Raw genomic sequence first — 15716 nt, forward strand, 5'->3', positions numbered from 1 at the left:
AGTGGGTGGTGCTTTAACCTAACCGTTGAGCAGTACGTCTGGTTCTTGCCGTGTCACGGTAGTTGACTCCTGATGTTAACTGGTCGCCTGTATAGTGAATAAAGACATCATCCAAAGTTGCATTTGGGTTAGATAAAGAAGCTTTTAAGTCGCTTGGTGTACCTGTGGTAACGACTTCACCTTGCTGCATAATTGCCACTCGGTTACATAAGCTATCGGCTTCTTCTAAAAAGTGGGTTGTTAAAAATATAGTTGTGCCGTAATCAGCACAGAGTTGTAGTACAAGCTGCCATACTTGAGTTCGAGCGATGGGATCTAGTCCGACAGTCGGCTCATCAAGAAACAGAATTTGGGGTTGATGTAGAACTGATATGCCAATTTCCAGCTTGCGGATCATCCCACCAGAGTAGTTTCGTACCAAGCGCTTCGCCGCATCTTGCAAACCCATGTATTCTAGAATTTCATAGATGCGGCGATCGCGTCCTTTGGCAGGTATTCCATACAGCTTGGCGAAGATTAACAGGTTTTCGTAACCCGTAAGACTACCATCAGCAGAAAGCGCCTGGGGGACATAGCCGATAGCCCTTCTCACAGGATTAGATTGACGAGTCACGTCATAACCAGCTAAGGTTGCTTTCCCTGCACTGATAGGCAGCAAGGTTGTCAACATTTTAATAACTGTACTTTTCCCTGCGCCATTGGGGCCAAGCAGTCCAAATACTTCGCCCTGTTTCACAGATATGCTCAGGTTATTAACAGCAGTTAACTTCCCAAAACGGCGTGTGAGTCCCTGAGTTTCCAAAATCAACAGTTTTGGTTCGCTAGGAGGTTGCAATCGATTTATTTTTCCCGTCAGTATTGTCACAAATTTGATGCACCAGTATTAATTAGTAAAACTAACTATTAGCTTCTCAATATAAGTGTCAGAAGTCAATAGACTCTGGCATAAATTTGAATCAGAGTAAAAGGAAACTCAGTAGAGTGGCGACGAGGTTATTGATGGGCGAAGTATCACTGACAACGATCGCAGTCTACCCAGCGGCCGCAAGTTCTTTATATCTTGTTCAAAATCCTCGACCCTGTAATGCACTGAAATTTGACGACTTACGAGTAGATGCTGAAATGATATGCGATTCATTCCTGCAAATCGGCTAGCTTGAGCAAGGGTTAACTTTTCTTTTTAAAAGAGCATCACCGCAATTTCCTGCTTCATTCATTATCCTGAGTTCTTCCATTACCAGAGCCGTTTTTCCTGGTAATTCTTGGTTGGTGATTTTTGCTTCACCAAAAAGGTATCAGTGTGAATACTGTGGCAAGTTTATTGATGGGGTAATTACCATAAATTAAATCTACCATCCAGTATTATTTTAACAACTAGGATAAATAGCTAATGGATATTCAGGAGTACTTTAATGGGGTAATTAATAATCAGCAATTGAATGAGATGCTCAATCAGCAGCACTATACCTTTGCCCATAAAATAATGCCTTATATTGTAGAAAATAACTTTCAAGAGTTAGTCAGTAAAGTTATCGATAAATCCGCTCAAGACTGGATTTTACAACTTTGGAATAAATGTTCTGGCATCCAAAATTATAATTATACATCATTGATTTATCCGATATGTAATTTTACTAGGCATTCTGAGGATATTGGATTAATTTACATTGCTATGCCAGCACCTAGAGTAAGTCCTGAAGCAGCATATATAGCAGTTATATTTTTAATTGATGATGATTTACCATCTGATTGGTTACGAAGCTACTTCACTCTTGAATTAGGACTGGCTGCATCTGCATATTGGACACTTGGAGAGTGGGATAATTCCAATCATATTAATTTAGGAAACTTTAAAGCTCAACCCAATTTAAATAATTTCCTTACAACAGTTATTGCAGAAATTCAAAGCAGATGGTGCTAATTTTAAATATTAAGATAATACAAAAAAATGTAACAATAAATATGTTTAAAAACTAATTTATTGTTCAATTAGTTTTTACTGAGATTAAATTTGAATCAACTGAATTTATTTATCCTAATTTAAAGATATTGAGAGGAAGTATCACATCGTCCTGTCCTATTCAGAAGGAGTATGGCATCAAAGAAATACTACGCCGTTTTTAAAGGTCGAAAAACAGGTATATTCACAAGTTGGGACGAATGTGAAGAACATATCACAGGTTTTAGTGGTGCGTTGTACAAATCTTTTAAGACTAGAGAAGAAGCAGAAGCAGCATTGGAGGTTGCAGAGCAGAATTTTATCATTACAACTGAGCATAAAGAAGTAAACCAGCAGGAAGCAAAAACCAAAATATTTCCTGCAAAAGAGTTAATAATGGATAGCGTTTCTGTTGACGCTTCATGTTTAGGTAATCCTGGGTACGTTGAATATAGAGGTATTAATACAACAACACGGAAAGTGATTTTCCATAAAAGCCCAATGCCAAACGGAACGAATAATCTTGGAGAGTTTTTAGCTATTGTTCATGCTCTTGCATACCTCAATAAACAAGGTATGGATATACCTATTTATTCTGATTCGGAGACAGCTATTATTTGGGTAATAAATAAGAGAACCAGAACAAAGTTAACCCGAAGTATGGACAATGAAGAAATATTTAATTTGGTAGATAGAGCATTGAAGTGGTTGGAAAATAATGAGTATACCAATCCTATCCTCAAATGGAATACTGTCTCTTGGGGCGAAATTCCAGCAGATTTCGGTCGTAAATGATACAATTTTTACCGTGGTCAATTTGGCACAGTAGTAGAATTATTAGCTGGTGGCGCTGCATTTGAGGTTAAATTTAGCGATGCCTCCGGCGGACTACGCCTACACAATGGCCGCACTTATGAATCTGTCGGTTTACGCCCAGAGCAAATTATGGTGTTACATTTTGAGCCAGCATTCCCTGATCCAGTTCTGGAAATGATGCCAGTGTAATCGAGATAAAAACGCAGATACTAATCATATTTATGATGGTCTATCCTTATGCACATAAATATAGAGAATCTGGCGATCGCTTATTGTATATTATAGTTTTGAGAGCGATGCCAATATAGATAGAAATTACAGAGTGAAATAATGTTAAAAACATTCAGAGCTTGGTTGAAAGGAAGTCGTTTAGAGTGGATTGATGATGTACCTTTATTGGGAGAGCAACAAATCCCGGTTCATGTTACATTACTGGAAAATGAATCAGTCATAGATAAACAAGCACGGGGAAGAAGAATGGCTGAAATATTAGAAAAACTTGCTGTGAGTGAAGCTTTGACTGATGTTGATCCCGTTATTTGGCAGCAAGAAACTCGTCAAGACCGTTCACTTCCGGGACGATAAAACGTGCTGCTTGATAGCAATATTATTATATATTCTGCTCAACCAGAAAACGTCCAATTGAGAGAGTTAATTGCTAAATATGCACCTGCGGTATCAGCACTCAGTTATTTGGAAGTGTTAGGCTATCATCTGCTTAAAGAGGAACAACGCCAGTATTTTGAGGAGTTTTTTCAAGTTGCTCAGGTTTTACCAATCTCTGAAGATGTGTTAAATCAAGCGGTAATTCTGCGACAACAGAAACGAATGACTTTAGGTGATGCAATTATTGCCGGCACTGCTTTGGTGTATGGACTAACTTTGATAACAAGAAATACTGATGATTTCCGTTGGATTCCACAAGTGAAATTGTGGAATCCGTTTGAGTCTGATAAACCCAGTTAAGAGAAAAGTGCGTAGGCGTAGCCCGTCGTAGACATTGCATCTGGTAGTTGTGAGAGCGATCGCAGCACGAAAATTAGAAAAAAATGATATATAAGCTAAAATTTGTTTCTTTATGCAATGCAGCCAGTTTGATTATAGTGCGTAAATATTGGTTGTTTTACAATGGTCTTATGTATATTTTATAAGCATTTAAAAATTACGAATTACGAATTATATTAACATCTTTGGTTATCTTCAACATTTTATTTCCACCAGGCTGTAGTTCGTATTCAACCTTTTGAATATCTATGTTATAACCCTTTGAAGTGTAATATTTAACTACTTCATCTAAATGTTGTGAATGTTTCCACATTAAAGTTATCAGGGGAAATATTCTAACTTCTTTAGCAATACGCAACATCTCACCTACTGAATTTAAGTGAAAATCGTAATCGAGATGGTCTGAATATAAAAATAATAAATGCGAACAAAGAGCTATATCAAACTCTTGATTATCATAAGCTAATTTTGGCAATTCACCGACTCTGTATCTGTTGCTCTTTTTGCCAGTCTCATAATCAGACAAAAATTCTCGAATAACTTTGACTCGATTGTGCCTCAAATCATCCGGGGATTTATGATAGCTCCATACCCAATCATTTGATGTAGCCTTAACTTGGTTAATGATGTTATCTACCACTTCATTAAATCTTTTCAATATTTCATCACTGGAAAATTGGTACAGTGGATCAATAGAAACAACACTTTTACCCTGACGCGTCATTTCTGCATTAAAGCTTGCTGGACCATCCCCAATCCCAATGATGCTTTTATTTAAATCCGCATTTGTTAAATTGAATATTTTTATATATTCATCCATTCACCTCCCAAAAAGAACTACTTTCTCTAGAATCATTGCCATAGGATTCACCTCGTAACTGATTAAGTAGGATAATAGTAAACTCAAAATATTTGATGGATTGCTAAACGGCAATCATTTAGAAGCACGTCAAGTTCTTTTACAACTGTCAAGGGATTTCTACCTCTAAAGGTAGCAGCGATCGCAGCTTCATAAGGATTTCTACCTGTTCTCTTGACAGCATTTATTGCAGCTTGATTTGATAATCCTCGGGCATTAACTAGCCACGCCGCTAACACATGTCCAGTACGTCCAATTCCACCAGAACAGTGTACAACTACTTTCTCATTTTGTTTATCAGCTTCTATTAAGAAAGGAAGTATTTTCTGTGTGAGGGTTTCTAAATCGGATAAATGAAAATCTATAATTGGTGCCCAACAAACTAGCTGATTCCCAAATTTCTGTTTGTATATGTTTAGAAGATCGGAGTAAGAAGCTAGCTGTTGTTCAGCAAGAAGACAGCAAACACGCTTGATATCTTGGCGCTTCATGAATTCTATCCAATCCTGAACGTTCTTGTCAGTGTATCCAGGTCGCGCAGCACCAAAAACTATTTGCTCTTTCTCCCAAGCCGGTGCAAACTTGTACATATTTAAGAGTCTATAGTCGAGGTTGGTAAATCTCACCAATGGCAAAAAATGGCGATCGCAGCGCCAACGCTTTCAGCGAACGCAGTTTAAAAATCCCTTTACACCCAATGCTAGCTAAAGTCACTAATGGCTACGTAAGTATACCCCAGTATCTTGCTGTAGGGTGACACTACGCTCTGGAAAATCCTAATATAATAAGCTAAATGGAATGGTAAGAATAAAGTTTTTCAATAAATTTTAGATTTTTGTGAATTATCTTGCTGGCCATACCACCTCTAATGCTTATTTTTAGGACTTTTGCAGCTTACTTAGCAAGCTTCAGTAGTTACCTTGACTAATCAATGAGGTTAAGAGAAACTAACTAAATATTGATGTGTATGCTTATAATAATAATAAGTTTTGTAAAGATTCTGAGATATATATGTTGAAATATGGAACATTAGTTAACTAAAGTGGCAAGTTTGTATCTAAAAATGTTCCTACGGCTATATTTGTAGCCTTCTGCTAAGGCAGTAAAATTTAAGCGTACTTTTCCTGGTTGGCCAAAAGAATGGAGACATTAGAGTTCATAATCTATCCAGACGGTCGGGTACAAGAGAAAGTCACTGGCATTGTGGGTGCTTCTTGTGCTGAAGTTACAGCAGCAATAGAGGCACAGTTGGGGCAAGTACTTAATCATGAGCCAACCTCAGAATATTTCGCCGCGAAGGTGCAGCAATCTAATGTGGCGAATACACACACCACTTACAGCGATTGGTAAGTTTTCACAGTAGTTTAATGTTATTAATTCACAACCACCATGTCACACTTTAGCCAAATTAAGACTCAAATCCGTAACCTTGATTCTTTGAAAGATGCTTTGACTGAATTGGGCGTCGACTGGAAACCCGGCCCACGCGAAGTCCGTGGCTATCGCGGTCAAACCCATCCTGCGGAAGTTAGTATTGAGCAGGAAAATGGCTATGACATCGGTTTTAGATGGAATGGCAAAGAATATGAACTGGTGGCTGACTTGCAATATTGGCAGCAAGGCCTGTCTGTAGACGGATTTTTGCGCCAGGTAACACAGCGTTATGCTTATCAAACAGTTGTGAAAGAAACCGCTCGTGTTGGTTTTCAAGTATCTGAACAACAAAAAAATGAAGATGGTTCAATTCGCCTGGTAGTACAGCGCTGGAGTGCCTAATGGCTGATTTTCTGCCGTCGCCGGAAGAACAAGAAGATAACCGTTCCGGTTTGGAACCAGAATTAGGGGGTTTTTTACGGGATGCCCCAGAACGTTCTGGTTTAGAACCGGAATTGGGTGGTGTATTTCGCCAAAATGGTGTTTATGTTGACGAAATCACCTGTATAGGTTGCAAGCATTGCGCTCATGTTGCGCGTAACACCTTTTATATTGAACCAGATTACGGGCGATCGCGCGTAGTTCGGCAAGATGGGGACGCTGAAGAAATTATCCAAGAGGCAATTGACACTTGTCCGGTTGATTGCATTCACTGGGTTGATTACACTGAACTGAAAAAGTTAGAAGACGAGCGCAAATATCAGGTAATTCCTTTAATAGGTTATCCGGTAGAACAGGCAGTTGTTGCTAGCGAACGTCGGCGTAAAAAGCAAAAGTTAAAAACCAAAAAATCCCGTTATTAAGATAAAAACGTTAAATCAATATAATAAAGGACTGGTATATCCAGTCCTTTTGTTTTTCGTTATGTAGTTAATTTCTGATGCAGGGATAATTTGGAATTCCCTGTAAGGGTTAACTTCCTTCATTTTAAATTTAGAGGATCGTGTTGTGAAAGTAATTTTTCTACTTTTGCCTCGTCTAACCTAGCAGTTAATCTTCTAGTTTCATGCAAGTCTCTAGTAGTTTTTGCCAAAGTAAAAGTTGAACCAACAGAGAAAGCCATACCCATACCCATAAAGCCTTTCACCCAGCCATTTACAGGTAAGTTTACAATGCCGAAGGTGGTCATAGAAATAGAAATCACAAAAGCTGCCCAAGTTTGAATAACCCAAGCTGCACTGTCTTTTTGGCTATTAATTGTTTGCATATTTCCTACCTTTGATATGACTTATTAATATCAATTCTTGATTTGTAATTAAAAAGCGTAAGATTTCATCTGGGTTTCCAAACTTGTATCTATAGTTTAGTTTTGGAGAATTGATGTTAACAGTAATTATATTTATTGGTAGGTTTACTAGTATCAATAATAAGACCAGTTTTAGAACTGGACTGCAACAGGTGAGCTTAAGAGCAATGTAGTCAGTAGAAACTGGCACAAGATTTGTACCAGTTTTATAAGTGGCATTAAAAGGATGAGTTTACTTATTGATCTGGAAAGGTCTGTACCTTGCCATCAGGGCTGAGAACAACTCGAATTCTGACATTTTGTCCATTTTTATTGGCGGAAACAAAAGGTTTACCAACTTCAGGCATCCCAGCGTTATCAACGAATTCTCTTGCTGCCTTATTAAGGGGGAAAATTCGTTCAATTGTGCCGTCAACACCAACTATCAAACTGTACTCTAATGTTTGTCCCAGTCCAGTAGGTGGTTGCCAACGCTTTGTTAGGTATTCTCTAGCTTCTGCTATTTGAGGTGTATCAAATAATGTGCCAGTAGCTACTTCTCTGGATGTGGGGTTTTTACCTGCGTCCCCTAATTGATCGATAAAGGGATTATTCTCCGCAGTCCTAGAGGAGGGAAGTTGTGAAGCAGGTTTTTCTCCAGCAGAAGATTGCTGTAAGGAGCGGATTCTTTCGTCTAGCTGTTGTGAGGTTAGTGGGGAGGGTTGGGTTGGAGTATTGACACGATTATTATTGGGTATGGTGTCAAGAGATGGAGGCAGGACTGGTGAGATATTAGTTGGTAAGCTATTGGCGTCAGAAGATAGTCTGGGTGGTAAATTCCGCAGTTTAGGGATAGTACCTACTTGGGGACTTGACCCGGTTGGATTCTGTCCCAGATTTGGTAATATGGCAATTTCCTGGCCTGGGATTTTGCTGGATGGTGCAATCGCTCGATTACTAGGAAGGGTTGCAGTCGTCCCTTGAGGTATTGTCAATGTATTTGGTGGCGGTGCAGAGAAACTACTAGAACTAGGAGCTGTTAGAGGTGCTTGGGGTAAAGTGGATGTGGAAAGTGGAGGAGTAGAACCTAGCAAATTATTTGATGGAGAGGTTAGCCCAGGTTCAGGCGTGGGAAAGTTTAGTGAGGATGAAGGTTCTAGAGCAGTCTTTACTGTTGCTGAATCTGATGTTTTGGCTGTCTGCTGTTGCTTTTCTCTAATATTGTTAGCATATTGCCAAGTAACTGGTAAAAAACCTATACCTAATACTAAGACTGCGGCAACAGGTGCCCAAGCAGGGAATCTCAGAGTCAAACCTGTGCTGTTGAGAGTTGGAAGTGCCATGACATCAGTTGAGTATTCATCTAAAGCACTTGCCAAATCAAATAGTTGTAGCAAACTGAGTTGAATTACAGGGCCAGATGAATGGTTGGCAAGAGAACCAAGAAATAGGTTGTGAGTTAAATAGCTGCTTGGTTCTAAGTGGATATTTGCCCCTGGAATCTGGTTACTAAAGGCATTTAATGTTTTTGTTGAAGACTTTAATTCCGGCTCATCCAGTGCTGTGCTTGACTCTTGGGTACTGGAGAAACTGACCCAAAAGTTTTCTGGAGACTGTTGGAGGAATTGCTGTACATAGTTGGTGACAGCATCACATAAAGCTTCGAGTTGCTCGCGATCGCCCCGAATTGGAACTCTGTATTCTTCTGGTAGTCGAGGATCGTCAAAACGTAGCTCAAAACTCAGATGTTTGAGGACAGTTTTCCCCATCCAACGAGACAGAGGTGAGCTTTGCGCGAATACTTCTAGCGTGCAAGTCGGTGGTGTGTAGCAACGAATAACTGAATTTGATAGAGGCATGACAGGAACTACGAAGAAGACTATATTGGGATTTTGCAAAAATTGAGCCAGTTGCTTGCAAAGAAAAGTTGGAACGGTGGATTTTTCCACTCAGAAATTTGTCAGGTTCCTTCCGTTATTCAAACTGGCGTGCAAGGAGGAAGCATTGCTGATAGTGCATCGCCCAAGAGCTACTGACCATCAAAAAGGAATCCTTACCTAGCAAACTTTCACGAGCAAATTTTGGTTGAAGAATTTCAAATCTAAAATTTAAAATTTTGTTGAACGGTCTATAAGTGCTAGCCAGAGACGGCGATGCCCACCAGGAGCGCTGTAAAAAAGTAAATCTACAAGCAGTTTTAGGGCCAAGTTGGTTAGTAAATCCGTTGAGATTTGCTCGTCCTCTTCCATCCGCTCTTGGTAGGTGTTGCAAAAAGCATCAATATAGTCTCCAAGTAAAGCAGCCTGGTGAGGTTCTCGGTTATTTTCTGCCATTTGTTCTAACAGACCGACAGCGCGGCGAATCAATTCCTGGTGCTGTTTGGCTAAGTAGCAGATGATCAAAACAAGCGATCGCGCTTCTTCGACATCTAGCTTTTTTCGCCCTCCTTGACCTTTGCGTAGAGGATTTGATTGGCGCAATCGCCATAAAGCTACGCGGTCTGGCACTCTTGACTCTAAATTCAGATCGGTTGCCGCCGAAAGCATTGCCTCTGAACCAATCCCAGTTAAGGTTTCTAGCGCCAACAGCACCAAGTCTAATTGGGTTTTGATATTGTCCCATTGAACTGTGTTTGGGGCTGGAAGCTTGATTAAGTCCTCCCACTGGGAATTAGGAGTGGCTGAGTTGGCGGCCGAGTGCATAACTTTTAGCATAGGTGATCGAGCTGATAGGGGATGTTGCTGTTACCCATTTTGAAACCAGACTCTTAAGAATCAAGCTTGGTTTCCCATAGCTATGAGCCAGAGGCTTCAGCTAGCTTTTTTGTATGTGGTAAACAGTAGGTATCTTTGTCCTACTCTAGATGAAAATTTATTTTCGACAAAGTAAAAAATTATCAATTCTAATTAAGGTTTAGCCGAGTTTCGCTGCTAGCTCCGTATCAGAGTATAAATAAACTATTGTTTTGAATGCTAACCGCTAGGGATCGCTAAGTAATTATGTAGAATACCTCCTAATTTGTTTGTGGTTTAAAATTTTGAAATTTCTTGATATTTATTACTTGGTCTTAATGTATACATAATTACTCTACAAATATTTTACCTGTTTGCTCAAGGCACTTTTTGCTGCTGGAGATTATCTCAACTTAGTTTTACTTGTGTGCAGCCTGTTATTTAGTATAGGCTGGGCAACATCAGGACGATTGACGCCTCCATGAATAAAACTGATCACAAACTTAAAAATTTGATAAAGTCAGCGTTTGAAGATGTTGGCGATTGATTTATTCCAACTTAGTTGGTACTATAACTCTAACCACAAACCACGCACATATCAGAACTCATTTATAAAGTTAATGAGCAGAGTTAATACTTTAGATACTTACCAAAACCCATGCTTTAGTATGGGTTACAGGTCATTCACTCAGTAAGAATAGCAACGCAATAATATAACAACTATGAAAAAGCATTTTTTTGCCTTTTCACTGATAGCTTGTGCTATCAGTGTGACTCTGCCAACTCAGGCATTTGCACTTAAGCTATACGGTGCTGGAAGTTTGCGCGATAGTCTCACAGAAGTAGCTGAATCTTTTAACGAAAAATATGGAATTCCAGTAGAAACGCGATTTGGCCCGTCTGGTTTAACACGAGAATTTATAGAACAAGAATTCTCTGAAACTGGAAAATCCGCAGATGTTTTTGCCAGTGCAGATATTGATAACCCTCAAACATTGTTTGAAGAAGGTTTGAGTGAACCTGTAGTCAACTTCACTAGCAACCGTATGACTGCTGTTGTTAGATCGGGACTTGGGATCACATCAGATAATTTGTTGGATTTTTTGCTAAAACCCGAAATCAAGGTGGGAACCTCTACACCTGTAGCAGATCCATCTGGTAACTATGCATGGGAGATATTTGACAAGTCCGATCAAGTTACACCTGGTAGCTCTCAAATTCTGAAGAATAAAGCTTTACAGTTAGTAGGTGGTAATCCTAATGCTCCGATAGTTCCTAATGGCAAAAATAATTTAGTCTACTTTTTAGAAGAAACAAAACAGGCAGATATATTTTTAGCTTATTACACCAGTGGCAAGACTGCCCAAGCAACAGAAGGTGGTGACAATCTGCAAATAGTAGAGTTACCTGACTATTTAGCAACGAAAGCTGATTATGGATTGACTACACTGAAAAACGCCGATCCTGATAGTGAAAAGTTGGCCGAATATATCCTGTCACAAAAAGGGCAAGAAATTTTAGCAAAGTATGGATTTAGCTCACCCTCTACTTCTGTTCCCGAACATCAAGGGGCGGGTGGAATTTTGCTGGCGGTAGGGGTAGCTTTTATCTTGAATAAAAAGCAACTAATTAAATTAGACTACCACAGGTAGAAAACTTCCTAATTTATTTCCTCAATCAAGATGGTCAATCTTTGGACACAGCATTGATTACTTCTCGCACTCCAGACGAAAGAAATAACACAATAGGTTGATTATTCAAGTCCACGAAGGGCTTTGTTCCCGTCGGTGCAAGACAAATTAATGTTGCTCTAGATATGAACTATGTTCGCAGGCGCGTGAATGATGGCTATACCGATAACCTCTCGTTAGTAATCACCAAAGTTCCAGAACCAAGAATCTCATGTTTCTTGTTAGTTAGCTCATCTTGTCTGATGGTATATAAATTACGTAGAAACCGCCAATTATTGCCGTAGATTTGATTATCTTCATCCTAACTTTGGGTGATTAAATCATAAATGCGTGACAAGGAATAAGAAAAGACATTGACGTTGTGTTGAAGAAGCAGCTAATAATACTTTTATCCCACTACCCATAACCTTTTTGAGTAGCCATTTCTGACAATTTCAACTAAATCTGGCTACTAATTTGCTGTCTTATCCATCCACGAAATGCTTTCATTGTCGCATTTCTGCCATTGGTTTTACTCAGTATTAAGTATTCGGGAATTAGTTGGGAAATTGAGAAGTTGGGGAAAATAGAACTGGTATTTGATTCTATATATTTACCATTAAAAAGCACGTTTATTTCCAGCTTTATTCCATTCCATCGCCACAGTTCCGGTACTTTCAACGCTTGATAATTATTGAAACGAGTGCGGGAGGTAATATCAATTTCAATAGCCAAATCTGGAGGCGGGTCAGTATCTAAATTTATTCTATCTTTGCCCCTAATTTTAGCTTCATTTTGGATATAGAAACAATCATCGGGTTCTACTCCAGCATCCATACTTTCCTTATCAAAAGTTGTGGAACCTAAACTCCAAAATTCCAGCTCGAGTTCTTCTAATAAAACTTTTAGCAAGTCCCCAATAATAACTTTAGCTACTTCATGCTCTGGTAATGGAGCCATTATTTCCAACACCCCTTGACTGTAACCTATCCGAGAGCTGCGATTGTCTCCCAATTCTGCTAAAATGCGTTTATATGCCGACCAGGAGACATCTTTAATCAACAACTGATGACCAGATCTAACAATTAGTTGATTGAGTTCAAGTAACATCGCAAATTTCCTTCTCTTTATTAATAGCAATACGCTTGGTGTTAGTGATATTTTGCTCCCGAAGATTCCCCTAACACAATACAGTTTACTCTTAAGGCTTAAGTCTTTGTGGAAGTCAATTTTTTTAACGAACCGCCTTCACGCAGCGTCTCTTAGACAAGGACGCAAAGGAAGACAAGGAAGAAATGCTTAATTGAACTGTATTAGATTGTAGATAATTCACTGAGTACAATACCTTCGCCAAAAAAAGCACCTATATACTCAGCACAAGCTGGGCTATTAGTAGAAAAACTAAAAGCTGCAATGAAAGGTAAAATCTTAGTCTTCATACTGTTTTTATTCTGTAACTTCTGCTTCATCCTAACTTTGGGCGATGAAATATAGTAGTTTTCATTTGAATGCAACACATGGTTAGGGCACAGCATTCCTGTGCCCTTACAGTGGTCTGTATTCCATGCAATTCAGAACCGCTATAGTTACTATTGCTACTTTATTTTATATGAACAACGGTAACACCACTGCCACCATCTGCTTGTTCTGCTGGTTCATAATTGTTCACTCTGGAATGCTGTTGCAAAAAGGCGTGAACTCCTTGTCGTAGCTTACCAGTACCGTACCCGTGAATAATCCAGATTGGGCCTGTAGCTTCCGAAATGGCTTTGTCTAAAATGTATTCAGCATCAGCCACCCGTTTACCACGCAAATCGATCGTATTTTGGGAAGTCCGAATTTCTGGGACAATTTGCGGTGGCGGGGTTACTGCTGCTGGGGCTGGTTTGGGTTTGACAACTGGTTCGGCTTTTTGACCATCTAGAGATTCTACGTCTTCCAACTTCACAGTCATCTTCATTAGCCCAAAGCGAACGCTTAACTCGCCATCTTCATTAGGGGCGGTGATTACTTCCGCTGTCTGTCCCAATTTGGGAACGCGGAGGCGATCGCCTATCTTGGGCATAAACCCAACTTTTGGTTTTGCTGGCGTTACTGGCTGATATTGCTGGGCAATTTGATTCAAAGCATTGGTGGCTAGCTGGGCCTCTTGGGCTGTGGGCGTACCTTTCTGCAAACGGCGGATAACTTGGGCAATTTCACCTTTTGCTTGGGCGATCGCTTGCTGCACTGCTACTTCCTGTGAAGCCCGCAAACTGCTTTCCCTTTCCTCTAAACTTGTGGCTTTTGCAGATACTTCTTTATATAAACGTTCCGCTTGCTGCAACAAAACTTGGGCTTCCGCAGCTTTGGTTTCTTGGCGGCGACGTTGCGCTTCTAAACCAGCAATCACCTGGTTAACTTCATCTGTGGCTTCTCCAACTTGGGTTTTTGCCTGTTGTACCACTTCTGGTTTTAATCCCAAGCGCAGGGCAATGGTTAGGGCATTAGAACGTCCAGGTATGCCCCACAGCAGACGGTAAGTAGGCGACAAAGTACTTTCGTCAAATTCTACAGAGGCATTTTCAAACCGATCGTCTTCGTATTTCAGGGCTTTTAGTTCGCCGAAGTGAGTGGTAGCGATCGCTAGTTGGGCATGGTTGGCGAGATATTGCAACAAGGCGATCGCTAAAGCACTACCTTCTACTGGATCGGTTCCTGCGCCGACTTCATCGAGTAAAACTAGAGAATTGGGCATAGGGCATGGGGCATTGGAATCTCTCTCATCTCTTTGTACTTCCCCAGTTCCCAATGCTTCTAAAATCCGACTAATCCGGCGGATGTGTCCAGAGAAGGTAGACAAACTTTGCTGTAAGGATTGTTCATCGCCAATATCTGCCAGCACCTTATCAAACCAAGGCATTTCCACTGGTTCGCGGGCGGGGACAAATAAACCCACTTTGGCCATTAATGCTGCTAAACCCAAAGTTTTTAAGGTTACAGTTTTACCGCCAGTATTTGGCCCGGTAATTGTTACTACTCGAATTTGCGGACTAATCAGTAAATCTACAGGAACTACTGGTTGCCCTTGTTCGTGCTGTTGCTGCCACACTAACAGAGGGTGTCTTAAGTTCCGTAAGGTAATGATTTCCCTATCTTGTCGCTGGATAAATCGCGGCGGATTCGCTCCTAACCAGTAGCTATATCGCGATCTAGCGGTTGCCAGATCCAAAGTGGTAGCGATCGCTAACAACCTTTCCAAATCTGGTTTGACTGCGGCTACTTGTTCTGTCAAAATGCGGCGAATCGTTTCTTCTTCGGCTTGTTCTCTTCTAATTATCTGCCGCAGCTGGTTGCCTAGAGGTACTACTGAATTCGGTTCCACATACAGGGTGGCACCACTCGTAGAGGTATCGTGGACAATACCGGGGATGGCATCTTTTTGGGGTGCTTTTACAGGGATAACAAAGCGATCGCTCCGTTGCGTAATTAGCTGTTCTTGAACTGCGCCGGATTTTGCCTGTAAGATATTTTGCAGCTTTTGAGTAATTTGGCTGCGTAATCGCCGTAAGTCTGTGCGAATTTCTCCCAGTTTTTGACTCGCGCGGTCAGTTACCTGGGCCCGTTCATCAATACAGCGGTGAATTTCCTGTTCTAGTTCGGGATAAGTCCGCAAATCGGCAACCAAATCAGTCAATACCGGCAAATCTTCTTGATTGTCGATCACACGGCGCAAATTTCTGGCACCAGCGAGGGTGGTGGCGATCGCTAACAGTTCCTCCCCTGCCAAAACTCCACTACGTTCTGCCCGTTCTAAGGAATCGCCAATATCTTGAATTCCTTCAAATGACAGTCCTGTGGTCAGGCGAGTTTCCAGTTGGTAGATTTCTTTGGTTTGCTCTAATAACTGTTCGCTTTGGGTCTGAGAATCAGGTATTTTCAGATGACGCGCAGCTGTCGCCCCCAGTTTCGTTGCCGCAAAGGTGGCAAGATGCTGGCAGAGGCGAGGCCATTCTAATAATTCTAAGGTTTCAGATTGGATCAAGGTTTCAACATC

Annotated in this window: 17 protein-coding genes and 2 pseudogenes; 9 read left to right on the forward strand and 10 right to left on the reverse strand. The window is 40.5% G+C overall.

Features of this window, described 5'->3' with window-relative positions; genetic code table 11:
- Positions 1–13: 13 nt before the first annotated feature.
- Positions 14–865 carry an ATP-binding cassette domain-containing protein gene (locus HWQ58_RS19810; protein ID WP_292866280.1) on the reverse strand — a complete coding sequence of 284 codons (852 nt, stop codon included), beginning with the start codon at positions 863–865 and terminating at the stop codon, positions 14–16.
- Positions 866–973: 108 nt separating this feature from the next.
- Positions 974–1213 (reverse strand): annotated as a pseudogene (locus HWQ58_RS19815) (UPF0175 family protein).
- Between the two features lie 177 nt (positions 1214–1390).
- Between HWQ58_RS19815 and HWQ58_RS19820 the strand changes: the two are divergent.
- From HWQ58_RS19820 to HWQ58_RS19840, 5 genes and pseudogenes are all read left to right on the forward strand, one after another.
- Complete coding sequence (locus HWQ58_RS19820; RefSeq protein ID WP_292866286.1) at positions 1391–1921, forward strand: hypothetical protein; 531 nt, start codon at positions 1391–1393, stop codon at positions 1919–1921.
- Between the two features lie 171 nt (positions 1922–2092).
- Positions 2093–2734: a ribonuclease H family protein gene (locus HWQ58_RS19825; protein WP_292866289.1), complete on the forward strand. Its 642-nt coding sequence runs from the start codon at positions 2093–2095 to the stop codon at positions 2732–2734.
- Positions 2735–2944 (forward strand): annotated as a pseudogene (locus tag HWQ58_RS19830) (DUF4926 domain-containing protein); the annotation flags it as partial. It lies immediately after the preceding gene.
- Positions 2945–3085: 141 nt separating this feature from the next.
- On the forward strand, positions 3086–3340 hold the full coding sequence (locus HWQ58_RS19835) for a hypothetical protein (RefSeq protein WP_292866292.1): 255 nt from the start codon (positions 3086–3088) through the stop codon (positions 3338–3340).
- A 3-nt stretch (positions 3341–3343) separates the two neighbouring features.
- On the forward strand, positions 3344–3721 hold the full coding sequence (locus HWQ58_RS19840) for a type II toxin-antitoxin system VapC family toxin (protein ID WP_292866295.1): 378 nt from the start codon (positions 3344–3346) through the stop codon (positions 3719–3721).
- 196 nt (positions 3722–3917) lie between these two features.
- On the opposite strand, the gene HWQ58_RS19845 is transcribed toward HWQ58_RS19840, so the two are convergent.
- Both HWQ58_RS19845 and HWQ58_RS19850 read right to left on the reverse strand, forming a co-directional pair.
- A complete protein-coding gene (locus tag HWQ58_RS19845) occupies positions 3918–4580 on the reverse strand; it encodes an SAM-dependent methyltransferase (protein WP_292866298.1) in 663 nt (220 codons plus the stop codon).
- Between the two features lie 83 nt (positions 4581–4663).
- On the reverse strand, positions 4664–5209 hold the full coding sequence (locus tag HWQ58_RS19850; RefSeq protein WP_292866301.1) for a dual specificity protein phosphatase family protein: 546 nt from the start codon (positions 5207–5209) through the stop codon (positions 4664–4666).
- A 550-nt stretch (positions 5210–5759) separates the two neighbouring features.
- On the opposite strand from HWQ58_RS19850, the gene HWQ58_RS19855 reads away from it, so the two are divergent.
- The 3 genes from HWQ58_RS19855 to HWQ58_RS19865 are packed head-to-tail and all read left to right on the forward strand — an operon-like array spanning position 5760 to position 6856.
- Positions 5760–5969, forward strand: a complete 210-nt coding sequence (locus tag HWQ58_RS19855) for a DUF2997 domain-containing protein (protein WP_012406943.1) — start codon at positions 5760–5762, stop codon at positions 5967–5969.
- A 39-nt stretch (positions 5970–6008) separates the two neighbouring features.
- Positions 6009–6395: a DUF1257 domain-containing protein gene (locus HWQ58_RS19860; protein ID WP_292866304.1), complete on the forward strand. Its 387-nt coding sequence runs from the start codon at positions 6009–6011 to the stop codon at positions 6393–6395.
- On the forward strand, positions 6395–6856 hold the full coding sequence (locus HWQ58_RS19865; RefSeq protein ID WP_292866307.1) for a ferredoxin: 462 nt from the start codon (positions 6395–6397) through the stop codon (positions 6854–6856). Before HWQ58_RS19860 ends, HWQ58_RS19865 begins: the two co-directional genes overlap by 1 nt.
- Before the next feature lie 119 nt (positions 6857–6975).
- Here HWQ58_RS19865 and HWQ58_RS19870 read toward each other — a convergent pair whose 3' ends face one another.
- From HWQ58_RS19870 to HWQ58_RS19880, 3 genes are all read right to left on the reverse strand, one after another.
- Entirely contained in the window at positions 6976–7260 is a 285-nt protein-coding gene (locus HWQ58_RS19870; RefSeq protein WP_292866309.1) for a YiaA/YiaB family inner membrane protein, read from the reverse strand.
- A 275-nt stretch (positions 7261–7535) separates the two neighbouring features.
- Complete coding sequence (locus HWQ58_RS19875) at positions 7536–9137, reverse strand: DUF4335 domain-containing protein (RefSeq protein WP_292866311.1); 1602 nt, start codon at positions 9135–9137, stop codon at positions 7536–7538.
- 249 nt (positions 9138–9386) lie between these two features.
- Positions 9387–9992 carry a DUF3038 domain-containing protein gene (locus HWQ58_RS19880; protein ID WP_069069205.1) on the reverse strand — a complete coding sequence of 202 codons (606 nt, stop codon included), beginning with the start codon at positions 9990–9992 and terminating at the stop codon, positions 9387–9389.
- A gap of 740 nt (positions 9993–10732) precedes the next feature.
- Between HWQ58_RS19880 and HWQ58_RS19885 the strand changes: the two genes are divergently transcribed.
- Positions 10733–11662: a molybdate ABC transporter substrate-binding protein gene (locus HWQ58_RS19885; protein WP_292866313.1), complete on the forward strand. Its 930-nt coding sequence runs from the start codon at positions 10733–10735 to the stop codon at positions 11660–11662.
- 477 nt (positions 11663–12139) lie between these two features.
- Here the strand turns inward: HWQ58_RS19885 and HWQ58_RS19890 are convergent, their stop codons facing one another.
- The 3 genes from HWQ58_RS19890 to HWQ58_RS19900 all read right to left on the reverse strand — a co-directional run bounded on the left by HWQ58_RS19890 (position 12140) and on the right by HWQ58_RS19900 (position 15704).
- Positions 12140–12790, reverse strand: coding sequence for a Uma2 family endonuclease (locus tag HWQ58_RS19890; RefSeq protein WP_292866316.1), 651 nt, complete (start codon positions 12788–12790; stop codon positions 12140–12142).
- A gap of 203 nt (positions 12791–12993) precedes the next feature.
- Positions 12994–13119 carry a hypothetical protein gene (locus tag HWQ58_RS19895; RefSeq protein ID WP_292866319.1) on the reverse strand — a complete coding sequence of 42 codons (126 nt, stop codon included), beginning with the start codon at positions 13117–13119 and terminating at the stop codon, positions 12994–12996.
- Between the two features lie 161 nt (positions 13120–13280).
- On the reverse strand, positions 13281–15704 hold the full coding sequence (locus HWQ58_RS19900) for an endonuclease MutS2 (protein ID WP_292866322.1): 2424 nt from the start codon (positions 15702–15704) through the stop codon (positions 13281–13283).
- Positions 15705–15716 lie beyond the last annotated feature (12 nt).

The sequence above is a fragment of the Nostoc sp. LPT genome (assembly GCF_017115165.1).
Taxonomy (GTDB): Bacteria; Cyanobacteriota; Cyanobacteriia; order Cyanobacteriales; family Nostocaceae; genus Nostoc.